The organism is Rhodococcus oxybenzonivorans, assembly GCF_003130705.1.
In the GTDB taxonomy this organism is placed as follows: Bacteria; Actinomycetota; Actinomycetes; order Mycobacteriales; family Mycobacteriaceae; genus Rhodococcus_F; species Rhodococcus_F oxybenzonivorans.
The window spans coordinates 173570-198821 of record NZ_CP021354.1 but is presented as its reverse complement, the minus strand read 5'-3'; the positions used below and the strand labels follow the sequence as shown (position 1 = coordinate 198821).

Genomic DNA, 25252 nt, shown 5'->3' with positions numbered 1-25252 from the left:
CCAGTCTTGTGCCCAACTCGCCGTCACACCTGCAGGAACCGTTGCCGCCCGTGCGTGTGGAATTCCTGCTCCAGCGCGCTCTTCTCGCTCTCGGTCATTTCGTGGTATTCGGGAGCGCCGCGTCCGACCCATCGGAAGACCGGATCGTCACACCGCCAACCCTGTTCCTGCAGAGCACGTTTGAGTACCTTGTTCGATCCTGTCACGGGCAGGTCGGTGGACACGCGGATGAAGCGCGGCGCGGACTTCGTCCCCAGGTCGTCCTGGCCGGCGAGGAAGGATGCGAAGTCCGCGGGGTCGAAGTCGCTGGGGTCGGACATCTCGACGGCGGCCATCACCTGGTCGCCCGACCGCGGGTCGGGAACGGCGTAGACGCCGGTGGCAATCACCTTGGGATGGCGTCGCAGAATCCGTTCCACCATCAGTGCGGAGGTGTTCTCCCCGTCCACCCGGATCCAGTCACCCTTGCGGCCCGCGAAGTACAGGAACCCCTCCTCATCGAGGTAGCCGAGGTCACCGGTCCAGTACCAGCCGTGCCTGATGCGGTCAGCGACGGCATCCTCGTTCTTGTAGTAACCCTCGAATCGCCCTGCTCCGGCCTTGTCGACCATCTCACCGATCGCCTCGTCCGGGTTGAGGACGCGGCCGTGTTCGTCGAGCCGGGCCCGGGCTTTCTCCTCGAGGGTGTCGGGATCGACGATGACGATGTTCTCGTGAGCGGGTCTGCCGAGAGCACCCTCGGGGGCGGCGGGGTCGAGCGTCACCGAGCCGGCGCCTTCACTGGAGCCGTACCCCTCGTACAGTTCGGCGCCGAACCGTCGGATGAACTCGGCCTTGTCCTCCGGTGAGGCCTCCGTGCCGAAGCCCCGTACGAGCGTGTTGTCGGAATCGTCCGGCAACTCCGGCGTGGCCATCAGGTACGCCAGCGCCTTGCCCACGTAGGTGAAGAAGGTGGCGCCGAAGAACCGGACGTCGGGCAGGAATCCCGAGGCCGAGAACTTACGCGGCAGACACACGGTGGCCCCGTTGGCGAGTGCGGGCGCCCACAACGCCATCAGGGCGTTGCCGTGGAACAGCGGCATGCAGCAGTAGTCGACGTCCTCCCGCACGTGGCCGTACTTCACCGTGTTGGAGTAGGCGAGGCGCGCCAGGCGACCCTGGCTGCACCGCACGGCTTTCGACGTGCCCGTCGTGCCCGAGGTGAACAGCAGCAGAAACAGCGTCGAGACGTCGATCGCCGGATCCGCTGCGGGGTGCTCCACCCGGCAGGACGCCACCCGATCCGCGTACATCGGATCGTCCACGAGGAGGAATCGGTCTTCGGACAATCCGAGGTCGAGACCGGTGAGCTGCGCCTTGCCCGCGGCATCCGTGACGATCAGCTGGCAGTCGACGTACCGGATCTCGGCCTCGAGTTCGGCCCCGCGGCGGGTGGGATTGATGCCGACGATCGTCGCTCCCCCGAGCGCCGCGCCACCCAGCCAGAACAGGAACTCGGGGGTGTTCTCGAGCAGCACACCGATGTGGAACGTACCGCCGCGCCGCAGCGACGCGGCGAGCGCGGCACGCGCCGCGCTCTCGTGAACCACCGCGTCCCACGTCCAGTCCTGCTCGCGGGTGCGGACTCCCAGCCGTTCGTCACCCAACCGGTCGAGGAGCATCTGGGCGATCGTTCTGCGTTCCAACTCGAGCTCTCCTCTCGACGGCGTGTGCGTGGTCATGGCTTCCGAAGCACGCAATGGGTGCCACCGTAGATCGCCGTCATGCACTTGTTGCAGTGATTGCACAGTCCCGGTCTGTGGGTCTCCGCGGTGATGCGGTTGACCAGATCGGGCTCACGCAGCAGTGCGCGCGCGATCGCCACGAACTGGAAGCCCTCTTCCATGGCGAGATCCATGCTCGCCTTGCCGGTGATACCGCCGAGAAGCACCAGCGGCATGGTGACGGCCGCCCGGATCTGACGGGCGTCGTCGAGCAGGTAGGCGTCGCGATAGGGGTACTCCCTCAGGAAATGCTTGCCGACGAGCTGGATGCCGAGCTTGGTGGGTTGCGGCATGGCGGCCGCGAATTCCCGCAGCGGCGCATCACCTTTGAACAGGTACATCGGATTCAGCAGCGAGCTGCCCGCCGTCAGTTCGAGTGCGTCGAGCGAGCCGTCCTGCTCGAGCCACTGCGCCACCTGGATGGCCTCGTCTACCCAGAAACCGCCCGCCACACCGTCGTCCATGTTCAACTTGGCGAGGATCGCGATCCGATCGCCCACCGCGTCGCGGACAGCCCGCGCGGTCTCACGGGCGAGCCGCGCGCGGTTCTCGAGGCTGCCGCCGTATCGGTCCTTGCGCCGATTGGTCCGGGGGCTCAGGAACGAGCTGATGAAGTAGTTGTGCCCGAAGTGCAGCTCGATCGCATCGAAGCCGGCCTCGATGGCCCGCTTCGATGCGTCGACGTGCTGCGCGGTGATCCGCTCGATGTCGGCGACGGTTGCCGCGCGCGCCAAGGTCTGCGTCGTCAGACGGAACTGGGTGCTCGGCGCCAGCGCGGGGGCGCCGTTGTATTTGGCGCCGGCCACCGGCCCTGCATGCCCGATCTGTGCAGACACCGCCGCCCCCTCCGCATGGATGGCGTCGGTCAGCTTCCGCAGTCCCGGCATCGCGTCGTCACGCCAGGTGATCTGGCCGGGAGCCGTGCGGCCGTCGGCGGCGACGGCGCAATAGGCGACGGTGGTCATGCCGACCCCACCCGCCGCCGGCTGCCGATGAAACTCGATCAGTTCGTCGGTGACCAGACCCTTAGGCGTGAGTCCCTCGTACGTCGCGGCCTTGATGACGCGATTGCGCAGAGTGATCGGCCCGAGCTTGGCCGGCCCGAGTGGATCGACCTTCACGGTGGGCGGGTCGAGATCTATGGTCATTAGGTGTCCCTCCAGCTGCGATTCGCTGACGAACGTAACGGCGCGGAGGCACCGCGGATCGGGCCAGTCTCGGTGAGTGGTAACCGCAACCGAAGCCCTGCCACAGCGTGCCATCTTGTGTCGGTACGAGTGCCCGAGGACGAAAGGCCGGCCCCATGACTGCCCCTACAGATCCACAGCTGCACCTGGATCAGGTGATGTCCCGCCTCACCGGGCCCGGTGGCCGGTTCGAGATCGTCGAGGAGCCCGTACTGGGCACACGCATGCCGGTGATGAAGAACCGCGGACGGGCGGTGGGCGACCTGCTCGCCACTTCGTTGCAGTGGGGGGACCGGGACTACCTGGTGACCGCCGACCGTCGACTGTCGTACACCGAGCACGCGGCGGCGGTGGCGGCACTCGCGACCGCGTTGCGCGATGAGCACGGTGTCCGCAAGGGCGACCGGGTCGCGATCCTCGCCGCCAACACTCCGGAATGGGTGATTGCCTTCTGGGCCACGCAGGTGCTCGGCGCCATCAGCGTGGGGCTCAACGGCTGGTGGGTACCGCGTGAGGTCGAGTACGGGCTGACGCACAGCCGCCCCACTGTCGTCATCGCCGACGCGAAGCGGGCAGAGACGCTCGCCGCAGCCGGAACGGAAATCCCGGTTCTCACCATGGAAGACGATCTGCCCCGGATCTTCGACCGGTACGCGGGCGCCCCGATGCCCCACACGGACGTCGACGAGGACGATCCGGCCGCCATTCTCTACACGAGCGGCACCAGCGGCCGCCCCAAGGGCGCATTACATTCGCAGCGCAACATCCTCGCGGTAGTCGACTACCACCGGTTCAGTGACGCGGTGGTCGCCGAGTTCACGGGGTCTCCCGCCGACCCGGCCGTCCCGAGCCCGCGGCGCTACCTGTTGACGTCCCCGCTGTTCCACATCGCGAGCCTGCACAACCTGGTGGTGCCGCGGCTCGCCACCGGCGGCGCCGTCGTCATGCATCAGGGCGGATTCGACGTGGACGCCGTGCTCGGCCTGATCGAGCGGGAACGGGTCACCAACTGGGGTGCGGTCCCCACCATGGCGTCGAGGTTGGTCGAACACGACAACCTGGAGAAGTACGACCTGTCCTCGCTGACGGCGTTCTCGCTGGCGTCGGCACCGTCGTCGGTAGCTTTCAAGGAACGGCTGCGGGAAAAGGTGCCGTTCGCCCGGGACGCGCTGGTGGACAGCTACGGTCTCACCGAATGCAGTACGGCCATCGCCGTGGCCGCCGGCCCCGAACTCGAGCAGTACCCGGGCACGCTGGGCAGGCCCATCATCACGGTCAGCATGGAGATCCGCGATCCGTACGGGAAGTGGCTCCCGGACGGAGTCGAAGGCGAAGTGTGCGTGCGCAGCCCCTTCGTGATGCTCGGCTACTGGGAGGACGAGGCCGCCACCGCCGCGGCAATCGCACCGGGCCGGTGGTTGCGCACCGGTGACTACGGCGTCGTCGAGAACGGCCGGCTCCGGCTGACGGGACGTCGCTCCGATCTGATCCTGCGCGGCGGCGAGAACGTCTACCCCACCGAGATCGAACAGTGCCTCGACGAACATCCCGGTGTCCTCGAGTGCGCGGTGATCGGCACGCCGCACGAGGATCTGGGACAGGAGGTGTCGGCCGTCGTAGTGCTACGGCCCGGTGCCACGACCACCGAAGCGGAGTTGCGGGACTACGCGGCCGAACGTCTGTCGTACTTCAAGGTCCCGACCCGCTGGCGAATCACCACCGACCTCCTGCCGCGCAACGCGACAGGGAAGATGCTGCGCCGCGACATCGCGGTCTGATCCCCCTCGGGAACGCCGAATGCCCCAGTGGTGCAGCAGAACTGCGCCACTGGGGCATTGGACGATATAGAGATCAGCGAATGAGGTTGCCGAGATCCGCCGGAATCTGAGCACCGGTGATGTATTTCGCTTCGTCGGAGCACACCCACGCCACCACGGCTGCGACGTCCTCGGGCGCGAGGATGGTGTACGGCAGTGAATTCATGTAAATCGGTCCGAGCGTGGGCGCGAACCGGCTGATCAGCGGATGCTGGTCGTTGACCTTCATGCCGGTGTCGACGCCCGCCGGATGCACGGTGATGACGTCGGCACCTAGGAGCGCGAACCGCACCGCCTCGGCCCGGCCCTGACCACGCGCAGCGCCCGTCACGACCTTGTTCTCGAACCGTAGGACTTCGGTCATGTCCTGCATCCTGCCCCTCTCAGCGCGGCCTGGGGACAGTCTTGTCGATGAACAGTCCCTCGACCGACACGCACACTTGCCCGTCCGCGGTCCTGATGTCGCCCACGGTGGAGATTTTCCGCCCGTCGACGCCGATCAATTTCCCGGTCAGGGTGAGCGGTTCGAACAGCGGGGTCGGACGGTGGTACCGCGTGCTCAATTGTGCTGTCATGCCTGATTTTCCGCCCCACGCGTTGGCAACACCGAGCACGTGGTCGAGCAGCAGCGCCGAGACACCACCGTGGACATGCCCGGGTGGACCCTGGTACGGGATGGTCAAGGTGACGGTGCCCTGCACCGAGCCGTCCGCCAGGCCTTCGAGGATTACGGGTGGTGCCAGCGCATTCTCCGGTCCGGTCACCGGATCGTGCCGGGTAACGCCCTCCCCGTTCCACATGTCGATCAGCCGTTCGGCCACCGCGGGTGCGTGCTCCTCGAGGTGCTCGGCGATGCTGTTCAACTCCTCGGCCACTCGCTCGAGGTTGGCGTTGGCCCGGTCGGTGCGCAGCAGGGCGTCGATCACGCGGCGCGCCGCCTCGGTGGCTCGATCGACCGCGGCTCCGTCGGAGGGAGACGTCAACACTGTTCCCGCGGTGCTGTTCTCGAAGGTGGGATGCGTACCGGTGTTCACGGGCGAACCTCCATCGTGGCGTGCGTGAGGACGGGCTGTCCGTTCCGTTCGGGACACGTCGCGCGCAGCGTGAGCACGTCGCCCTCCCGCCAGGTCGCGATATCGATCGTCTCACCCGGATAGAGGGAGCCGGCGAACCGCACCGAGTACGTCCGCACTCGGGTGGGGTCGCCGTCCAGCATCCCGTCGACGACGGCCTTACACACCACTCCGTACGAGGCGAGCCCGTGCAGGATCGGGCGGTCGAACCCTGCAGCGGACGCGAACTGGGGGTCGGCGTGCAACGGGTTCATATCGCCGCTGAGCCGGTACAGCAGCGCCTGTCCCGTTCCGGTGCGTGACGTCAGCACCGTGTCGGGTTTCCGCTCCGGCAGCGTGGCCACCGACTCGGGCCCAGGGGACCCGCCGAACCCGCCCTCATCACGGGCCCAGATCTGCATCCCCGTCGTCCACAACGGGTGACCGTCGTCCGAGTCGGTGGCCGTCTGCTCGAGCACGATGACGGCAGCCTTGCCCTTGTCCCACACATCGGCCACGCGCGAGGACACCCGGGCGGTGCCCGAGGACGGGATCGGCGCGTGCACCATCAGTGTCTGCCCGCCGTGCAGTATCTTGCGCAGATCCACATCGATGCCGGGCATGGTCAGCCCGGCACTCGGCGCCGATCCCGAAGAGATACCCTGCCCGGCCACCAGTGCGAACGTGGGCAGCACCCGCATGTTTTTCTCGTACACCCACCGCAGTTCGGCGGGGTCCACCGCGTTGCCGCCCGCCCCGACGCCGAGGTGATAGAGCAGGACGTCGCGTTCGGTCCACGACGCCTCCCGAACTGCCGGTTCCGCGGTCAAGGCGACGTTCACATCGATACTCATGTCAGGTCACTTTCCGGGCTCGGGGTCGCGGGGCAGACCTAGGAGGCGTTCACCGATGATGTTGAGCTGGACGTTGGTGGTGCCGCCCGCGATCGACATGCATTGCGCGTTCAGGAACATCTGGGTGTCCGACGTGCGGGCGTGCTCGCCGAGCAGGGCGCGTGGTCCCGCCCAGTCCATCGCCACCTCCCACACCTGCTGGATGTGTTCGACGCCGAGCAGTTTCGCGACCGAGGACTCGGCACCCGGCTGCCCACCGGCGATCGAGCGCAGGGTGGTGCGCAGTCCCATCAGGCCACCGGATTGCGCATCGCAGAGCACCTTGCCGAGCACCGTCAGCTGCTCGTCGTCGATCCCACCGGGCAGGTCGGCGGCCAGAGTCAACAGCGCCTCGCCGCCGGATCCGAGGGAGGAGTCGTGCGAGAGCGAGACCCGCTCATTGGCCAGTGTGGTGCGGGCCAGCTTCCAGCCGTCGCCCGGTTCACCCACCAGCAACTCGTCCGGGACGAACACGTTGTCGAGGAAGACCTCGTTGAACAGCGCCTCACCGGTGATCTCCCGCAGCGGCCGGATGTCGAGTCCCTCGCTGGACTTCATGTCGATCAGAAAGTACGACAGTCCCTTGTGTTTCGGCGCATTCGGGGCCGTCCGCGCCAGGCAGATGCCCCAGTGCGCGTCGCGGGCCATCGACGTCCAGACCTTCTGGCCCTGCAGCACCCAGCCACCGTCAACCTTGGTGGCCTTGGTGTTCAGTCCGGCGAGGTCGGACCCGGCGCCCGGCTCCGAGAACAACTGGCACCAGACGAGTTCACCGCGCAACGACGGTGGCACGAATCGCTGCACCTGGTTCTCGTTGCCGTGTGCGATCAGTGTGGGGACCACCCAGTTGCCGATGATCATGTCGTGTGGCTTCACCTGAGCGGCGCGGAGTTCCTCGGCGATCACGAGTTGTTCGACGGCAGCTGCGCCTCTCCCCCACGGTGCAGGGAGATGCGGTGCCGTATAGCCTCTTTCGGCCAGGTAGCGCTTGCGCTCCTGCTCGGCCAGACCGACCGCCGGAGTCAGCTCGGCACGCACATCGGCGCGGATGCGGTCCGCCTCCGGTGGCAGTTCGATCCCGAGCACGCGGCGGCTGCCGTCGAGGGTGGCGCGGGCGACCCGACGCCGCCACGACGCGGTGGACCCGAGCAGGATTCGCAACGACTGCGCCCGTCGCAGATACAGGTGAGCGTCGTGTTCCCAGGTGTAGCCGATGCCGCCGAGCACCTGGATGCAGTCCTTGGTCACCGAGAACGCGGTCTCGGGTGCGGCGGCTCCGGCTACCGCCGCGGCCAGCGACGCCTCGGCGGGATCAGTGTCCGGGCTCATGGCGCGCGCGGCGTCCCAAGCGCACACCCGGGCCTGTTCGGCGAGGGTGAGCATGCGGGCCACCCGGTGCTTGACGCCCTGGAATTGGCCGATGGGTCGGCCGAACTGCTGCCGCGCCTTCGCGTAGTCGGCGGCGGTAGCGACGGCCCAGTCGGCGATGCCCGACGCCTCGGCGGCGAACAGGGTGGCCGCGAGATCGAGGACGCGCCGCGAATCGATCGACAGGACCGCGTCTTTCGCCAGGGTGATGCCGTGTGCGGCGGCGACGGCGTTGCGGCGCACCACGTCGTGGCTCGGCAGGTCGGTGACGTCGAGGTGCTCGCGTGGCAGCACCACGAACATCGTCGTGTCGCCGTCCCGCGCCGCCAGCAGGAACAGATCACCCACCTGACCGCCGAGGACGTACCCCGACTCGCCGTCGAGGATCACCTCGTCGCCGTGGCGGGAGATCCGCAACGAACCCGGTTGCAGGGACACGGCTCCCAGCACCGAACCGTCGGCCAACCCGGACAGCCGGCCGCTGTGGCCGCCTTCGTTCAGGACGGCACTCGTCAACACGGTCGGCAGAAACGGTCCGGGAGCCAGAACCCTGCCGAGCTCTTCGGCGACCACCGCGAGCTCCACCAGGCCGCACCCGGCGCCGCCCACCTCTTCCGGCAGGTGCAGCCCCAGCACGCCCAGACCGGCGAGCGCGTTCCAGAACAGCGGTCGCTGTTCGGTTTTCGCTTCCACCGCTTGCCGCAGCACGTCCGGCGTCACGGTTCGAGCGGCCCATCCCCGCACCGAGTCGCGCAGGTCCCGCTCTTCTTCGGTCAATCCCATTGTCATGTCGGCCTCGTCGAGTTTCTCGGGTGTCAGATGCGTTCGATGATGGTTGCGGTAGACAGCGCCCCGCCCGCGCACATGGTGATCAGGGCGGTGGATTTGTCTGCCCGTTCCAGCTCGTGCAGTGCCGTGGCGATCAGTCGCGCACCGGTCGAGCCCACCGGATGCCCGAGGGCGATCGCACCACCGTTGACGTTCACCTTGGACAGGTCTGCCTCGTGAACCTGCGCCCAGGACAGCACGACCGAGGCGAATGCCTCATTGATCTCGACGAGATCGATGTCTGCCAAGGACATTCCGGCCCGGTCGAGGACCAGTGCGGTCGACTCGATCGGTCCGTCCAGATGAAAATAGGGGTCGGAGCCGACCATGCCCGACGCGACGATCCGGGCGCGTGGACGCAGCCCGAGTTCGCCTGCCCGTTCCTCGCTCATGAGGAGTACGGCCGCGGCGCCGTCACTGATCTGCGAGGAATTGCCTGCGGTGTGGATGTGCCCGTCGATCACCGGCTTCAGTGCTGCCAGAGCCTCGGCCGTCGTCTCTCGCAGTCCCCCGTCCCGGGTGACCACTGCTTTTTCACCCGTGCGCACGCCCTGCTTGTCCACGACGGGCGCGGTAACGGGAACGACCTCGCGGTCGAACCGCCCCTCGGCCCAGGCCTGAGCGGCGCGGCGCTGCGATTCGAGGCCGAACGCGTCGACATCGCGTCGGGTGATGCCACGCCGTTCCGCGATGCGCTGCGCGGACGTGAACTGATCGCCCATGTCGATCGACCAGTCGTCGGGATAGGGGCTTCCCGTCTCGGGGGTCAGCGCCTGACCGAGGAACACCCGGCTCATCGCCTCCACACCGCATCCGATGCCCGCGGTGACCTGCCCCGAGGCAATCAGGCCGGCCACCAGGTGCACGGCCTGCTGCGACGACCCGCACGCACAGTCGATGGAGGTGGCGGCAGTGCCATACGGCAAGCCGGCGTGCAGCCATGCCTGCCGGGTCACGTTGTTGGATTGTTCACCGGCCTGGGTGACGCAGCCACCGACGATCTGACCGATGTTTTCGGCGGGGACTCCCGCCCGCTCGAGGACGCCGCGTTGCGCCGCTCCGAGCAGTTCTGCCGGATGCAGTCCGGACAATGCGCCGCGCCGGCGACCTATCGGTGTCCGGACCGCGTCGACGATGACTGCGTTGCCCATTGTTGGCTCCTTCGCTGAGCCGCCAGGATTCGTGCCAGGCGGCTTTCTGAAACGTATTCTATTTGTGAGGACAGATCAATGCGCTGGCTCGGCACTAGCCGTGCAGACACGTCGAGAATGAATTGCACCCCGTTAGGCGTGGCGGTGCGCGACCCCCGTGCCGAGAACGATCAGCGTCGGGAGAGACCGACGAGCAACAGGTCGCAGCCCTTGCGAATATCCGATTCGGCGTCGGGAATCGAGATCCGGCCGTTGAGGCACGACTGGACCACCCCGAACCACAGCTGCACCACGAGGCGGAGCGCGGTCAGATCACCTTCGGTCGGGTGTTCGATCCCCGCCGCATCGAGCATGATCTGGCGGAAGGCTCGGTCGACCTTCCCGGCATCCGGGACGGTGGCGACATTCGCGGTGCTGGTGGACTGAATCATTGCCGTGGACAGCGCAGGCCGGCGCAGGAGGCCACGAGTTGCCCGCACCAGCACGTTGTAGACGGCGTCCTGGGGAGTGGTGTCCGAAGCGACACCCTTCGAGAATCCGGCGCCCATCTGATCGATCTGGTCGACCATCACCGCGACGAACAGGTGCGTCTTCGACGGGAAGTACCGGTACAGCGTGCCGATGGCGACCCCGGCCCGCTTCGCCACCTCGTGCATCTGGACCCGGGCTAGTTCCTTCTCGGACGCCAGCTCGGCGGCCGCCTCCAGCATGCGCACATGGCGCGCCCGCTGTTCCTCCGAACTGGGTTCGGCAGCGTCCCTGACCTCCGCGATTCTCGGCACCCTCGATCCCCTTCTCCCCGAGCAGCCTCGGATCCAGCCCAATTCTGGCATTCGATCGCGACGGCGCAGAAATGCGTCCGGTGAGTGGGACCAGCGGTGCCTTCCGTCGCCCGAATGCGATTGCGTGGACGCCACGACTGGGCGTCAGTCAACACCCACAGGCATCACCCACCCCAACGGAGGACACGACGATGCAGGACTGGACAACGGAGTGCGACGTTCTTGTAGTCGGCTCGGGCGGCGGCGCGCTGACCGGCGCATATACGGCCGCCGCGCAGGGATTGCGCACCCTCGTCCTCGAGAAGACTCCACTCTTCGGCGGCACCTCCGCCTACTCGGGCGCCGCCGTCTGGCTTCCGGGCACAGCTGTCCAGGAACGCGCCGGCATCGGCGACTCCACCGAGTTGGCTCGCACCTATCTGCGCGCCGTGGTCGGCGACTCCGAGGTCGAACGCCAGGAGGCGTACGTCGCCACCGCCCCTGAGGTCGTCGACTTCCTCGAGCAGAACCCGCACCTCGACTTCGAGTGGCGTCCCTTCCCCGACTACTACAAGGCGCCGGGCCGCATGGACGCCGGCCGCGCGATCAATCCTCTCGATCTGCCCGGCGACGAGATCGGTGACCTCCGTGAGGTCATCCGTCCGGAGGCCGACGTCGATCGCGCCGGGCAGCCGCACCCCGAGGGAACTCTGATCGGCGGCCGCGCGCTGATCGGGCGTCTCCTGATGGCGTTGTACGGAACCGGGCATGCGGAGCTCCGCACCGAGACCGCGGCCCACACACTGATCGTCGAGGACGGTCGTGTCGTGGGTGCCGAGGCCACCGACGCGGCCGGGCAGCCGATCCTCATACGTGCGCGGCGCGGCGTTCTCCTCGCTGCCGGAGGGATCGAGGGCAACGCCGGTCTGCGCACCGAGAACGGCACACCGGGCAGAGCCGAGTGGAGCATGGGACCGCGGGGGGCGAACACCGGCGACCTGCTGACGGCGGCCGTGGAGGTCGGCGCCGACACGGCACTCCTCGACGAGGCCTGGTGGTGCCCGGGTGTCGAACTTCCGGACGGCTCAGGCGCTTTCATGGTGGGTGTGCGAGGCGGAATCCTGGTGGACGACACCGGGGAGCGGTACCTCAACGAGTCGCTGCCGTACGACCAGTTCGGCCGCGCGATGATCGAACACCGGAGTGCGAACTCTTATCTGGTCTTCGATTCCGGGGAGGGCGGCCCCGTTCTGCCGGCCATCTCCATCCCGTCGATTCCGGCGCAGCAGCACCTCGAGGCGGGCACCTGGGTCACCGCCGACACCATCGAGGAACTCGCAGAGAAGATCGGCGTCCCGTCCGACACGCTTCGGCGCAGCGTCGAACAGTTCAACGACTACGCGAAGCACGGTGTCGACGAGGCGTTCCACCGCGGCGAGGATCCCTACGACGCCTTCTTCTGCCCGCCCGGAACGGGTGCCGATGCACCACCGAATCCGGCGCTCGGACCGATCGCGCAGGGGCCGTTCTACGCTGCCCGCATCATCCTCAGCGATCTCGGCACGAAGGGTGGCGTCCGCACCGACGCCGATTCCCGCGTGCTTCGCGCGGACGGCAGCCCGATCGAGGGGCTGTACGCGGCAGGGAACACCAGCGCCTCATTGAGCGGACGCTTCTATCCCGGTCCCGGGGTCCCGTTGGGCACCGCAATGGTGTTCTCCTACCGGGCAGTGCAACACATGCGGAACTGATCAGACGAGGTTGTCCTCCACTGGAAGTCCGAACGCGCCCCTGCCGAACAGTGCAAGGGCGCGTTCGGGTTCGTTGGCCACATGCACGCTGCCCGCGTGAGCGTCGCGCCAGGCCCGTTCGATCGCGTTGCCCCGAGACAACGAGCTGGCCCCGGCCGTCTTGAAGAGCAGGTCGATCGCGTCCAGCGCCCGCTCGGTCGCCCGCACCTGGTCGCGACGGACTCTCAACCGCAGCGCCATCGGAAGTTCCTCACCCGCGACCGCGAGCTCCCACAGTTCACGGACGTTACGGTCCATCTGCAGGATCGCTGCATCAATTTCGGACGACGCCCGGGCCACCGACACCTGGGCGAACTGGTCCTCCACGAAGCGGCCACCCCCGAGGCTCAGACGCACGCGTTCACGCATCACCGTCAGGAACCGCTCGTAGCAGCCGGCCACCACACCCACACCGGGGGCGGTGACGGCCGTGGTGAAGATGGTGGCGAACGGCAAGCGGTAGAGCGGTCCCCGGTTCACCTTCTGCCCCGCTCCCCGTAACTGCGCGGTCTCGAAGTTGCGTTTGGTCCGGTAGTCGGGCACGAAACAGTCGTCGACGGTGATCTCGTTACTGGCCGTCCCCCGCATACCGACCACGTCCCACACGTCGTGGATGCGGTAATCCGACCTCGGTACGAGCACGGTGAGGAAATCGACCGGCTTACCTTCCGTTCCCACCACCATCGCCCCGAGCAGCGCCCACGACGCGTGCTCGCAGCCCGAGGAGAAGTGCCAGTCACCGGACAGCCGATAGCCTCCGTCCACAGGCGTCAGCCGCCCCACGGGGGCGTACGCGGACGACAACAGCACCGAATTGTCGTGTCCCCACACGTCGCGCTGAGCGCGGTCGTCGAACAGCGCCAGGTGCCACGGATGCACACCCAGCACCGACGCGAGCCAACCCGTCGATCCGCAGACCCCCGAGATCGCACGCACCGTCTCGTAGAAGTGAACGGGATTGCACTCCGCACCCCCGTATCGCTTGGGCTGCAGCATCGCGAACATCCCGGCGTCCCCGAGTTCGCGGATCACCTGTTCGGACACGCGTCGCGATTCGTCCACCTTGTCGGCGCGCTCCGCGATCATGGGCAGCAATTCACGGACCGACAGCAGCACCTCGTTGACCATCTGCGGAAGGGTATTGCGCGATCCGGGCACCGTGGACGACCGTCTCGCTCAACGGGAAGCGTGCGCACACCCACCGCACACTAACCGGTCCCGTCCAGTGAGACGTCTCGGATCGGCCTCCGCCCACTGACCTAGCGTGCTGAACACCACAGGTACGAACGAGCAGGAGAGGACGGGACGCATCGTGAGCACCCAGCAGTCCGACAGAGACGAGGTCCGCGAGATCGTTGCGGGCGCTGCACCGACCCGATTCGCCCGCGGCTGGCATTGCCTCGGTTTGTCCCAGGATTTCCGGGACGGCAAGCCGCATTCCCTCGAGGCCTTCGGCACCAAACTGGTGGTCTTTGCCGACAGCGCTGGCGAACTCGCCGTACTCGACGGCTACTGCCGGCACATGGGCGGCGACCTCAGCCAGGGCACCGTGAAGGGTGACGAGGTCGCGTGTCCGTTCCACGACTGGCGCTGGGGCAGCAATGGGCGCTGCAAGAAGATCCCGTATGCCCGCCGCGTACCGCCGCTGGCTCGTACCCGCTCGTGGCACACCCTCGATCAGGACGGGATGCTGTTCGTCTGGAACGACCCGGAGGGTAACCCGCCGCCGGCCGACGTCACGATTCCCCGAATCGAGGGGGCGCTCGACGACGACTGGACGGACTGGGTCTGGTACCGCACCACGGTGAATACGAATTGTCGTGAAGTGGTGGACAACATCGTCGACATGGCGCACTTCTTCTACGTCCATTATTCGTTCCCCACCTATTTCAAGAACGTCTTCGAAGGCCACGTCGCCAGCCAGTTCATGCGCGGCCAGGCCCGCGAGGACATGCGCCCGCACGCCTCCGGACAACCCAAGATGGTGGGAAGTCGTTCGGATGCCACCTATTTCGGCCCGTCGTTCATGGTCGACGACCTCACCTACCAGTACGAGACCCACTACGTCGACTCCGTCCTGATCAACTGCCACTATCCGGTCAGCGCAGACGAGTTCGTGCTGCAGTACGGGATCATCGTCAAGAAGTCGAAAGAACTCGAGGGTGATGCCGCCACCGAGATGGCGAAGAACTTCGGCACCTTCATCGCCAAGGGATTCGAGCAGGACATCGAGATCTGGAAGAACAAGACCCGCATCGAGAACCCGTTGCTGTGCGAGGAAGACGGCCCCGTCTACCAATTGCGCCGGTGGTACGAACAGTTCTACGTCGACGCCGCCAACGTGACACCGCAGATGACCGAACGATTCGAGTTCGAGCTCGACACCACGCGCCCGGTGGAATCGTGGAAGAAGGAAGTGGAAGACAATCTCGCACGAAAGGCGCTGGAATCCGATGCAGCCGCTGCAGTGCGCTGAGTGCGGTGCGCGGGTGCTGGTCCAGAAGAACAGCTGGGAGCACACCTCCGTGCAGTGGGACGACCTCGCTCGCGGCCGGTGCCACCAGATCGCCGGCTCCGGCGACGGCCGTCCCGGGTCTCCCCGGAAGGGCTGTGACGCACTGACCACATCCATCGTCCGAGCGGCGGAGCGGGGCGACATCACGGTGCGCGACCCCGATCCGGTTCCCACCCCTGTCGTCGTCCCCTGAATTTCCTTCGAAAGGACACCCCATGATCGACACCCACCAGTACGGGCCATGGGCCGTGATCGCCGGCGGGTCGGAGGGCGTCGGCGCAGGTTTCGCCGACGAACTGAGCCGCGCCGGAATCAATCTCGTGCTCATCGCCCGCAAGCCGGAACCACTGGAGGAGACGGCCGCGCAGGTTCGCGCGAACGGTGTGGAGGTCCGCACGCTCGCGCTCGACCTCCTCTCGGCGGACGCCTTCGACCGCATCCGCAGCGACACCGACGACGTCGAGGTGGGCCTGCTGATCTTCAACGCCGGGGCCAACAGCTACGGGCACGAATTCGTCAGTGGCGACCTGACCGGATTTCAGGGTGTCATCGACCTGAATATCACGTCGCAACTGCAGCTTTCGCATCACTTCGGCGCGAGAATGAAGGAACGCGGGCGGGGCGGCATCATGTTGGTGGGGTCGCTGGCCGGATATATGGGTTCCGAACACCAGAGCATCTACGCGGCGTCGAAGGCCTTCGGGCGCATCTTCGCGGAAAGCCTGTGGCTCGAACTGGCACCGTTCGGCATCCACGCACTCGAACTGGTCCTGGGCGTCACCCGCACCCCCGCGATGGTGCGGGCCGGACTGAACTTCGACCTCCCCGGCATGAACGTCGCCGAACCCGAAGACGTCGCGCGTGAAGGACTCGCACACCTAGCCGACGGACCCGTCTGGGTGGCGGGCGGCAACTACGAAGCAGCCCAGAAGCGGAGCGGATTCCCCCGCGACACCCTCGTGCAGGGTGCCGCCGCGGGTATGCGGAGGCTGCTGGGTCGCGGGTGATGGTGGGCGCCGACCGAAACGATGCCGGCTGCGCCGCAGACGAGTAGTCTCAGCGACGAAGAGCCCAGGCCACGGCGTTGCCCTCGTACGGCGGTTTCGTCGCGTCGTGCGACAACTCCTGCGGCACGGTTTCATCCTTGACTCGGGAGACGAGTGATGCGACTTCTTCATCGAACTGTCATTGCCGCATGCAACCCTGTAGCGGCCGGACTGTGAATGCATCAGGCCGACCGGCGGCGAACAGCACGGGCCTAGCCCACCGGGTAAAGAAAATGGCCGGCCGTGATCCGCACGAGGAACACCGTGCGGCAACACCGTTGGAGCTGCTGTTCGATCTGACGTTCGTTGTCGCGTTCGGGGTCGCAGGGGATCAGTTCGCGCACCTCGTCGCCGAAGGACACGTCGCTGCCGGACTGGCGGGATTCGCGTTCGCGATGTTCTCGATCATCTGGGCGTGGATCAATTTCTCCTGGTTCGCTTCCGCCTACGACACCGACGACTGGATCTACCGGGTCACGACCATGGTGCAGATGATCGGCGTCGTCATCCTGACACTCGGCATGCCCCCGATGTTCGCGTCGATCGACCGCGGAGTCGAACTCGACAATTCCGTGATGGTGTCCGGGTACATCGTTATGCGAGTCGCCATGGTGTTCCAATGGTTGCGCGCGACCAAACACGATCCCGAGCATCGTTCCGCCGCATTGACATACGTCACGACGCTCGTCCTCGCGCAGATCGGCTGGGTCGGACTGGTGATCGCGCCCCTCACAGTCGAGTACGCGTTCGGCCTCGGCGCGATACTCATCCTGATCGAGCTCAGTGGTCCCGTCATCGCCGAGCGGTACAAGGGCGGAACACCCTGGCACGCACACCACATCGTCGAGCGTCACGGCCTGCTCGTCATCATTGCCCTCGGTGAGGGCGTGATCGGCACGGTGGCCTCTCTGTCCGCCGTCGTGGAGCACCAGGGCTGGACACTGGACGCAATCCTGGTCGCTGGCGCCGGCATCGGACTGACGTTCGGACTGTGGTGGGTTTACTACATTCTGCCGTCGGCCGAGGTGCTCGAGATATACCGCAGCCGATCCTTCGTCTGGGGCTACAGCCACATCGCGCTCTTCGCGTCACTGGCCGCGGTAGGGGCCGGACTTCACGTGGCGGCGTATTACATCGAGGACGTCTCCCACATCGGCGCGACGGCGACGGTGCTCTCCCTTGCCGCGCCCGTCGCGATCTTCCTCGCAGGCGTGTACCTGCTGTACACGTACTTGCTGCGGGTGCCCGACCCATTCCACGTCCTGCTCCTCGCCCTGACCGCGGCCACCATCGCGCTTGCAGTGGTGCTGGCGGCGCAAGGCATGTCGATGGCGTGGTGTCTGATCGTGGTGATGCTGGCACCTGTCATCACCGTAGTTGGGTACGAGTTGCTCGGTCACGCGCACGAAGCCCGTGCGCTCGACATCGCCCTCGGGCACGCAGAGCCCAGTGGCCGCGAGGAGTACTAGGACTGTTCGAACAGCACTCGGCCTGTTATCGCACCAGGCCGAGCGAAGCGATGAGGTCTTCGTGGAATTCGAACCAGACACCGTGGCAGGAGTCGCGATCGGTTGCCGTGATCCACGACGGATCGGTGCCCGCCCGCTCGAGGGGGCCGGCGAACCGCCGGTGATAGCCGGCGAACCGGTTCATGCCCGAGACCAGGCGCGTCTCGAGTTCGGCCAGGGCGTCCGCCGCAGTCTCGAGCCGAGTGATCGTCTCGTCGATGGTCGTAGTCGTCCCGCCGAGACCCATTCCGGCCAACTGCCAGGCGGTACACGCATCCGCAACAGCAGCGTTGTGCGGCAGGAAGTCCTGGTGCACCTGGACCACCTCGTTGCGAAACCCGCACTGATCGAGCTCGGCGGTCAGCACTCGCTCGCCGTGGATCTTTCCGATTTCGGTCAGAGACCAGCCACCGTCCCCGGCGAAGTCGGTATGGGTGACCCACCCGGGCTTCGGCATCGAGCAGGTGCTCTGCGACCAGTTCTACCGGTAAGACGTACCGGGCAGCAATGCGCGCGGTCTCCGCGTAGCCGAGGATCCGCACGGCGTGCAGCACCAGGATGTCCGATGGGGTGCGGTGCGACATCAGTTCCTCCCCGTGTTCTCGGTGACGACACCGACGCGCCCGTGGGTTCCGTCGACGCGAACCAGCCCGCCCTCCGTCAGCGTGGTTCTGGCGCCCGCCGCCGCCAGGACGGCCGGGATGCCGAATTCGCGGGCGACGATCGCGGCGTGCGCGAGCAGACAGCACGTCGTCTTCACGAAAGCGTGCGAAGTCGTCGAGGCTGTCGATGATCCGCGCCGGCCCGACGGCCGGTGCCCGGGCTGGCTGCGACCCCGGTCAGTACCACCTCGCTGGGTGTTGCTCGCACTGGCGGTGCGGTAGCGCCAGCGGTCGTGATCGGCCGGGCCTGCAGGACCCAGATGTCGTCGCCGTCGATCGCCCACTCGATGTCCTGCGGGCGCCCGAACAGTCTCTCGATATCGCGTCCCAAAGTCGCGAGGGTGAGGGCCTGGGCAGTGGTCAGCAGCTGCGCGCCCCGACGCCGCACGACCCGCACCTGCGCACCGTCGACCAGGTACGCCTCCGGAGTGACGGTCCCGGCCACGACTGCCTCGCCCAAGCCCCGTACGGCCTCGATCACCACCTGCTCGGCCCCGGTGACCGGGTGCCGGGTGAACAGAACTCCGGCCGCCGCGGGTCGTGCCATCACCTGCACGATCACCCCGGCCGACGTCGGAGCCTCCCGGTCGGTACGCGCGGCGTAGGCGACCGCTTCGGGCGAGGAGCCCGACGAGGCGCTGCGATACACCGCCTCAATCACCTCGGCGGTGGTAGTGAGCCCGAGCGTCGTGGCCAGTTGTCCCGCGAAGGAGCGCTCGACGCCATCCTCCGCGAGGGCGGATGAGCGCACGGCGAACGGACCCGGATCGAGACGGCGGAGAGCGGCTACGATCTCCCTCTCCCACCCCGGATTTCCGAGCGGGTCGGGTATCACGAATCCGTTGGGCACCCGGAATCCGGCACGCAGCAGCACGCCGAGGTTGCGGGCCTTGGCACCGCAACGCTCCGACGCTTCCGCGAGGGGGACCACCGCTCGAGCATCCGCGTCGCGGTCGTCGGGTGCAGGGTCGTCGATAGTCACCCGTCTACCCCAGGCCATCACCAGCCGGTTGTCACACTTCCTTGGCGGTCGTGGTGTCGAGGCCCGGCATCCTCAGCGGTCCAGGATGCCGTTGACGAAATTCTGCGCGTCCGCCTGCGAAGCCCCGATGGTTGCCCGGTGGTCCGCACCCTCGTACGTCACGTACTCGAGGTCGTTCCCCCTGTCCCGCAACGTCTTCACCATCAGATCTGTCGACGGCTTGGCCACCACCCTGTCACCGGAACTCTGCGTGACCAGGGTCGGAACCTGGAGGAACGCATCGACCGACGTCACGAATTTCCTGGCGCCTGTAGAGACTGAGCGTCCGTACCACGGTGTGTCAGGGCGTGGTTCGCCGTGATTCCACTACCCATGCAGCGATCTGGGCACGCGAGGTGAAGCCCAGCTTGGCAAGAAGGTGTTCGATGTGCCCCTGTGCGGTACGCACAGATATCGTCAAGCGGGACGCTATCTCTCGATTGGTCAACCCCTCGGCGACCAGCTCGGCGACCTCACGCTCCCGCTTAGTCGGTCCGGCCTGTCCAGTGGTCGGTGTGTATGACGCCGGACTTTGCTCACCGAGTGCGTAGGCGACCGCGGACTCCACTCCCAGCTTGCTCCCTTTTCTTTGAGCTGCGGCAAATTCCTTTTCGCTCAGCTCCCTCCGTGTATCCCGTTCATATCTCTCGCGGTACTGGACCAACCCAGAGACGAAGATCGGGGAACTCTCCATGGCATTGCTCAGGTTCTCTGCAGCTGAGGTCAACACTACGGCTCGTTCGAAAGCACCTTCCTCGGCCGCGATCCACGCGAGTGCCTGTAGGCACATGCTGATGACGAGCCGCTCATTGACTTTCCGAGCAGCGCGAAGTGCCTGTTGGAGTAGGTCCTTCGCCCGCTCCGTATTGGCGTGTCGCCACACCACCACGGCCAGGGCCCACAGCAAATACGACCGATGCACTGCTTCACCGCGCTCTTCGGTGACCGCGAGTGCACTCTCGTAACATTCGATGGCGCGCTCCGTGTGATTGAGCAACTCGTACGCGAACCCGAGACCCTGCAACAAGAGGATGTGGAGGGCAAGTGCACTCGGCACGGCGGCGTAGGTTGGTCGTGCGGCTTCGAAATGGACTTGTGCAGAGTCGACGTCGCCGCCGTACAGGGCCCGGTAACCTTCGGCAAGGTCGATGTGCGCCTGCAGCAGAGGATCGGCCGATCGATCGGCGAGCGTCCGTCCGGCGTGGATGAGGATAGTCGAGGCCTGCAGGTCGCCCTGCACTCCCGCCATCACGCTGGCCCAGAGTATTGCTTTAGCGCGGTCAACGCCTACGGTGCGGGGCGACAGAGCCAATAGTCGATCGATCCAGCGCCGTCCTTCGGTCAACAAACCGCGCGATAGCCAGAGAGGGAACAGCGCTGCGGCCATGCCAAGCCCGGACTCGGGGTCTTCGGAGAGACAATATTCGTGTGCCTGTCGTAAATTCGGCAGTTCGGCGACCAATCGTGTCAGCCACTCGAGTTGCCGCGGGCCGACCCAGTCAGCCTCGGCGTCCAGGGACAGCTGCACGTACCAATTTCTGTATCGGATGCGCAGCTCGGAGTAGTCGGCGCCGGAACGGACCTTCTCCCGACCGTAGTCGCGCACCGTCTCGAGCATCCGGAACCGAGCGACCGGAGCCGACTGCTCTCGAATGAGAATCGACTTGTCGACGAGAAAGGTGACGGTGTCCAGGAAATCGTCAACGGTCGGGTCCTGCCCGAAGATCTGCTCGGCCGCATTGAGTTCGAAGCTACCTGCGAACATGGACAGACGAGCCCACATCAGTTGTTCCAGGGGTGTGCACAGGTCATGGCTCCAGTCGATGCACATCCGCAGGGTCTGTTGCCGCGACGGAGCGTCTCTGCGTCCGCGAGTCAGGAACCGGTAGCGGTCGGTGAGTCGCTGCAGAATCTCCTCCGGGGAGATCGCCCGAAGTCGCGCCGCGGCCAGCTCGATCGCCAACGGCAGGCCGTCGAGGCGCTGGCATATCCGGGCGATGGTCACCTTGTTGTCGCCGGTGACCTCAAAGCCGGGCATGACCGCGGCGCCCCGCTCGGCGAACAGTGCCAACGCGTCGTTGCCGGGCAACCGTCTCGGCAGATGGTCGGCGTCGGGTACCGCAAGCGGGGCGATCGGTAGCGCTATTTCGCCGCTGATACCGATCGGCTCCCGGCTGGTCAGCAGCATCCGCAGGCCTGGGCTGGTGCGGAGCAGCGCTTCGGAGAGTTTCGCGACCGCGTCGACCACCTGCTCGCAGTTGTCCAGAACGAGTAGCACTTCGTGCGGGGCAAGGAATTCCGTGAGGACCTCGAGAAGTGGCCTCGCAGCTCGGTCTCGGAGACCCAGCGCATCCGCCACCATGTTGACGACAAGCGAGTCGTCGCGCAGCTCGCCCAGCTCGATCAGGAACACACCATCAGCGAAACGCGATTGCGTTCGATCTGCGACTCGCAGCGCCAGTCGGGTCTTGCCCACCCCTCCCATCCCGGTCAAGGTCACCATGCGGGCCGTCGACAGCAAGCTAGCGACCTTCGCCGTCTCCTCCCGACGGTCGATGAAGCTGGTCAACTCCAGCGGCAGCGCCCCGGTGCGGCCCGGATGCGGGGCTCGCGGCGCATCATCGTGGGATGGTTGCGTTGGTGGCGTGTGACTGGGGGCGCTGTTGTCGGTTTCGTCGTGAAACGTGCGGCCGGCAATGTCGTCGACCGGAAAGCCATGCTCGTGTTGCAGGCGCCGCAGCTGCTGGCCCAGTTCCCCAACGGATGGGCGACCGGCAGGATCAATTGCCATCGCGGCCTCGATCACGGTGCTGACATCGTCGGCGATGCCGTGCTCTCTCGGGTCCGGCGTCGGCGCGGTGGTGATCCGGACGAACTGGGCGACCATTTGCTCACCACTCCGGCGCTCGAACGCAGCATGCCCGGTGGCGGCGGCGAACACGGTCGCGCCCAGACCGTACACATCGGCGGCCGGACTCGGTGCGCCACCGGCAATGACCTCGGGTGCTGTAAAGGCCGGCGATCCGGTCACAACTCCGGCGGTGGTTTCGAACCCGCCCGAGATGTGCGCAATACCGAAGTCGGTCAACGCGGGCTCACCGTAATCGGTGAGCAAGATATTGGCCGGCTTGACGTCGCGATGGAGGATGCCGAGGCCGTGCGCGGCTTCGAGGGCACCGGCGATCTTGACGCCCACGCGCAGCACCTCCTCCAGCGTCAGCGGACCCCGTCTTCGGATGCGTGCATCGAGAGAGTCGGGGGCATAGAAGGGCATGACAATGTACGGCCGGTCGTGTTCGGTGACTCCGACCTGCAGGACGTTGACGACGTTGGGATGGCCGGTCAGCCGGCCCGCGGCACGCTGCTCACGCAGAAATCGCGCACGGCTGTCCTCGTCGAGGTCCCCGGTCAGCACCTTCACGGCCACGGTGCGATCGAGCGCGGGCTGCCGGCAGCGGTACACGACCCCGAAGCCCCCGCGGCCGATTTCCGCGGCGTCGACGAACCCAGCCGCCGCCAAGTCCGCGACGACCGACCCGGCCACATCCGGACGGGTAGCGAAGGGATCAAACTCCATCATGAAGGCCCTCGGATTGCCGAACCGTGTCGATTGTTTGCCCACTCGAAGTTACTCGTCCCAACTTCGACCCGCGCAGAGTTAGGCGACGCCGCACCTCGATGTCGTGAGGACTGAAAGGCCGACAGGACGTTGAAGCTGCGGGTTGATCCCCGGCTTTCGTCGATAAGGATCGCCAAGACCAGCAGGTCAAAAGAACGATCCAGGGCGGGGCGCGGCGCAGCTCGACTCGCGGGGACACCGGGGTGGCCTGGTAACCGCCGGAGGAGGGTACATCGACACGCCACCCCGTCCCGCCATACTGACCCGCAGCTGCGGTCGATCAGTTCGTGTGGCGCGGAAGGGTGTGCGGTTGATCAGTCGGCCTGCGTGTGGCGCCGCGCCTGGCGACGGGCGTGCCGGGCCCACCAACCGCGGTGCGGTGGGCGTCGAGGACCGCGATCTTCTCTTCCAGGTCGGCGCGCACCTCGGGTGGTGCGGTCTCAGCGAGCCGCGTCAGTCGTGCGGCCTTGCGGTGCAGGCGTTGACCTTCCGCTTGCAGGCGGGCCAGCTTGATACCCAGGCCCCGGTCGTCATAGGTGAAGCCCCGGTAATCCGAGACCAACCCGTCCGGGCGTTCGGTGACGATCGCGGCGGCACCGAGGGTGGCCGGTGACCAATCCACTCCCACCGCGGTTGTTGCCGCGTTCAGATCAGCAGTGGGTATCTGTTCTGTGGCAGCGCAGCGCAGCAGCACACCTCGGTGGTCGAGGACGAGAGTCGGCAGATGCCACTCCGTGATTGCTCTGCTGTGCAGGTGCGGTGGGATCGCGGCGATCAACCGGACCCGCCGCCACTGCGCCCGACCTGTCGGGGCCTCATGTGTGGGAAGTTTCAGCGTCAACACCATCACACCGTCTGCGACGGTGATCTGCGAGAGTTGATGATCGGCGGCGGAAAGCCTCGCCATCACCGACGTCCGCGGCGGACTCTGCAGTTCGGTGATCCGCAACCGCGTGGTGGGACCACCCCCGCTTCCAGTGCCGCGCGAGCGCGCAGCAAGCTGCCGTACCACACCGCGCGCGAAACCCGACGGCACACACTCGCCAGCCGTGGTGGGCGGCGTCAGTCGGCCGGTGACGGGGTCGAACCTGGCCGACAGCGACCCGATGGCATTGTCCCGGTACGCCAAGGTACGCAGAGTGCCGACCGCCTGGGCGGTGACCACCCGGGTCACGCGCGAGGGCACGTACACACCGGTCGGGTAGGACGGGTTCCACCCCAGACGCGCCGCAGCGACATGCCCCTGCATCGGGAGCTTCCGGCCTTGGCTGTCACGGCCGGCGGTAAGGGCATCGACGGTGGCCGGTTGCCACAACCGGAACACCAACTCCGATTGCGCGGCGCCGATCAACTCGAGCAGCCACCGCACACGAATATCGATGTCGTCGAGCCCGAGCGAGGCGCCGGTAGCGTCGTCGACCGCCGCGTACGGGCGGGTGGTGTACGAGAACTGACGCGGCACAGTGAATCCGGCCTCGGCAACGGTCACCTCGCCCCGCCGAGTACCACAGTCAGCGATGCGCGCGGTGCCTCATTCTTCCGACAGCAGGAACCCCCCGTTCCGTCGCAAGGTCCAGCGTCCACCCACCGGTCATCGTGGGGGTTCACTCCGACCACCCGCAACTCCGACAGTTCCCCCGCACACAGTTCCTCCGCTGCCGCTCCCTTGCCGAGGTCTTTCGACGCCCGGAACACGATGTCGTCGACGGGGACCATCTCGTCGTCGTTGAGCCGCAGCTTCCCGGCGTCGAGTAGCTGATACACCAGGTCGGTGCGGAGCTTTTCCGCCTGTGCGTCTGTGAGGGGCTGAGCTTTCTTCGCTGCGCTGCGGTGCGGTGCGCGGTGCGCGGTGCGGGCCGCTTTCTCGGCGAGCAGTTCGGCGAACCAGTCCCGCGCTGGTTCGGTGCCACCGACCCCACGCGTGGCGGTCTTGATGTCCAGCGGTGTGGCAGTGTCGTTGGCACGCATCGCAGCAGCGATGTAGTGCCCGCGAATTCCGGGCCAGCCCGCGACCCGCACCCGGCACAGCGCGCGATCGGCGCGGACCACTTCTCTTCGCTGCCGCTTCTGCGTGTCCACCGTCTTCATCGGGTTACCCCGCAAACCGTGCTGCCGCATCGGCCGAGAAGACGGCATTGATTCAGCCTCGACCGCGACTGATAGAACCGGCCCGACAACGACGCCAGCAACGCCATGAAGTCATCGATCAACTCTTCCCCCACCGATGTGTCGCCATGCTCCCGCAGGACCTCGACCGTAACCCCGACCACC

20 protein-coding genes and 2 pseudogenes are annotated in these 25252 nt (G+C 66.6%); 6 read left to right on the top strand and 16 right to left on the bottom strand.

Annotated elements, in window-relative coordinates:
* Positions 1 to 23: 23 nt before the first annotated feature.
* Together casI and CBI38_RS00975 are read right to left on the bottom strand one after the other, a co-directional pair.
* Complete coding sequence (gene casI / locus CBI38_RS00980) at positions 24 to 1721, bottom strand: steroid-22-oyl-CoA synthetase (RefSeq protein ID WP_109325635.1); 1698 nt, start codon at positions 1719 to 1721, stop codon at positions 24 to 26.
* Positions 1718 to 2911 carry an NADH:flavin oxidoreductase gene (locus CBI38_RS00975; protein WP_109325634.1) on the bottom strand — a complete coding sequence of 398 codons (1194 nt, stop codon included), beginning with the start codon at positions 2909 to 2911 and terminating at the stop codon, positions 1718 to 1720. The genes casI and CBI38_RS00975 overlap by 4 nt, the downstream gene beginning before the upstream one ends.
* Before the next feature lie 155 nt (positions 2912 to 3066).
* On the opposite strand from CBI38_RS00975, the gene casG reads away from it, so the two are divergent.
* Complete coding sequence (casG, locus tag CBI38_RS00970) at positions 3067 to 4728, top strand: steroid-24-oyl-CoA synthetase (RefSeq protein WP_109325631.1); 1662 nt, start codon at positions 3067 to 3069, stop codon at positions 4726 to 4728.
* Between the two features lie 73 nt (positions 4729 to 4801).
* Here the strand turns inward: casG and CBI38_RS00965 are convergent, their stop codons facing one another.
* The 6 genes from CBI38_RS00965 to CBI38_RS00940 form a co-directional block, all read right to left on the bottom strand.
* Positions 4802 to 5131 (bottom strand): SDR family oxidoreductase, encoded by a 330-nt coding sequence (locus CBI38_RS00965; protein WP_230990044.1) that lies wholly within the window; start codon positions 5129 to 5131, stop codon positions 4802 to 4804.
* Between the two features lie 19 nt (positions 5132 to 5150).
* The gene (locus CBI38_RS00960) at positions 5151 to 5801 is read right to left on the bottom strand and encodes a PaaI family thioesterase (RefSeq protein ID WP_109325626.1); all 651 of its coding nucleotides are present in this window, start codon (positions 5799 to 5801) and stop codon (positions 5151 to 5153) included.
* Positions 5798 to 6673: a MaoC/PaaZ C-terminal domain-containing protein gene (locus CBI38_RS00955; protein WP_109325625.1), complete on the bottom strand. Its 876-nt coding sequence runs from the start codon at positions 6671 to 6673 to the stop codon at positions 5798 to 5800. Before CBI38_RS00955 ends, CBI38_RS00960 begins: the two co-directional genes overlap by 4 nt.
* A 6-nt stretch (positions 6674 to 6679) precedes the next feature.
* Positions 6680 to 8869, bottom strand: a complete 2190-nt coding sequence (locus CBI38_RS00950) for an acyl-CoA dehydrogenase (protein ID WP_109334783.1) — start codon at positions 8867 to 8869, stop codon at positions 6680 to 6682.
* Between the two features lie 26 nt (positions 8870 to 8895).
* Positions 8896 to 10059, bottom strand: a complete 1164-nt coding sequence (locus CBI38_RS00945; RefSeq protein WP_109325624.1) for a steroid 3-ketoacyl-CoA thiolase — start codon at positions 10057 to 10059, stop codon at positions 8896 to 8898.
* A 170-nt stretch (positions 10060 to 10229) separates the two neighbouring features.
* Complete coding sequence (locus tag CBI38_RS00940) at positions 10230 to 10841, bottom strand: TetR/AcrR family transcriptional regulator (RefSeq protein ID WP_201453489.1); 612 nt, start codon at positions 10839 to 10841, stop codon at positions 10230 to 10232.
* 191 nt (positions 10842 to 11032) lie between these two features.
* Here CBI38_RS00940 and CBI38_RS00935 point away from each other — a divergent pair, with 191 nt between their 5' ends.
* Positions 11033 to 12571 carry an FAD-dependent oxidoreductase gene (locus tag CBI38_RS00935; RefSeq protein ID WP_109325618.1) on the top strand — a complete coding sequence of 513 codons (1539 nt, stop codon included), beginning with the start codon at positions 11033 to 11035 and terminating at the stop codon, positions 12569 to 12571.
* On the opposite strand, the gene hsaA is transcribed toward CBI38_RS00935, so the two are convergent.
* A complete protein-coding gene (hsaA, locus tag CBI38_RS00930) occupies positions 12572 to 13738 on the bottom strand; it encodes a 3-hydroxy-9,10-secoandrosta-1,3,5(10)-triene-9,17-dione monooxygenase oxygenase subunit (protein WP_109325617.1) in 1167 nt (388 codons plus the stop codon).
* A 184-nt stretch (positions 13739 to 13922) separates the two neighbouring features.
* Between hsaA and CBI38_RS00925 the strand changes: the two genes are divergently transcribed.
* The 4 genes from CBI38_RS00925 (at position 13923) to CBI38_RS00910 (ending at position 17640) form a co-directional block, all read left to right on the top strand.
* Positions 13923 to 15086, top strand: coding sequence for a Rieske 2Fe-2S domain-containing protein (locus tag CBI38_RS00925; protein ID WP_109334782.1), 1164 nt, complete (start codon positions 13923 to 13925; stop codon positions 15084 to 15086).
* Positions 15064 to 15318 carry a hypothetical protein gene (locus tag CBI38_RS00920; RefSeq protein ID WP_109325616.1) on the top strand — a complete coding sequence of 85 codons (255 nt, stop codon included), beginning with the start codon at positions 15064 to 15066 and terminating at the stop codon, positions 15316 to 15318. Before CBI38_RS00925 ends, CBI38_RS00920 begins: the two co-directional genes overlap by 23 nt.
* 22 nt (positions 15319 to 15340) lie before the next feature.
* On the top strand, positions 15341 to 16132 hold the full coding sequence (locus CBI38_RS00915; protein WP_109325615.1) for an SDR family NAD(P)-dependent oxidoreductase: 792 nt from the start codon (positions 15341 to 15343) through the stop codon (positions 16130 to 16132).
* A gap of 272 nt (positions 16133 to 16404) precedes the next feature.
* A complete protein-coding gene (locus tag CBI38_RS00910) occupies positions 16405 to 17640 on the top strand; it encodes a low temperature requirement protein A (protein ID WP_109325614.1) in 1236 nt (411 codons plus the stop codon).
* 25 nt (positions 17641 to 17665) lie between these two features.
* On the opposite strand, the gene CBI38_RS38315 is transcribed toward CBI38_RS00910, so the two are convergent.
* The 7 genes and pseudogenes from CBI38_RS38315 to CBI38_RS00880 all read right to left on the bottom strand — a co-directional run bounded on the left by CBI38_RS38315 (position 17666) and on the right by CBI38_RS00880 (position 25117).
* Positions 17666 to 18136, bottom strand: a complete 471-nt coding sequence (locus tag CBI38_RS38315) for a hypothetical protein (protein WP_230990043.1) — start codon at positions 18134 to 18136, stop codon at positions 17666 to 17668.
* A 126-nt stretch (positions 18137 to 18262) separates the two neighbouring features.
* The gene (locus CBI38_RS38735) at positions 18263 to 18439 is read right to left on the bottom strand and encodes a PEP-utilizing enzyme (RefSeq protein WP_230990042.1); all 177 of its coding nucleotides are present in this window, start codon (positions 18437 to 18439) and stop codon (positions 18263 to 18265) included.
* Entirely contained in the window at positions 18436 to 19323 is an 888-nt protein-coding gene (locus tag CBI38_RS00900; protein ID WP_230990041.1) for a PEP/pyruvate-binding domain-containing protein, read from the bottom strand. Before CBI38_RS00900 ends, CBI38_RS38735 begins: the two co-directional genes overlap by 4 nt.
* Positions 19324 to 19395: 72 nt before the next feature.
* A pseudogene (locus CBI38_RS00895) lies at positions 19396 to 19596 on the bottom strand (alpha/beta hydrolase family protein); the annotation flags it as partial.
* A 67-nt stretch (positions 19597 to 19663) separates the two neighbouring features.
* Complete coding sequence (locus tag CBI38_RS00890) at positions 19664 to 22942, bottom strand: protein kinase domain-containing protein (RefSeq protein ID WP_109334780.1); 3279 nt, start codon at positions 22940 to 22942, stop codon at positions 19664 to 19666.
* A 403-nt stretch (positions 22943 to 23345) separates the two neighbouring features.
* Positions 23346 to 24470 (bottom strand): annotated as a pseudogene (locus CBI38_RS00885) (transposase); the annotation flags it as partial.
* Entirely contained in the window at positions 24467 to 25117 is a 651-nt protein-coding gene (locus CBI38_RS00880; protein ID WP_162603170.1) for a hypothetical protein, read from the bottom strand. The pseudogene CBI38_RS00885 and the gene CBI38_RS00880, both read right to left, overlap by 4 nt.
* Positions 25118 to 25252 lie beyond the last annotated feature (135 nt).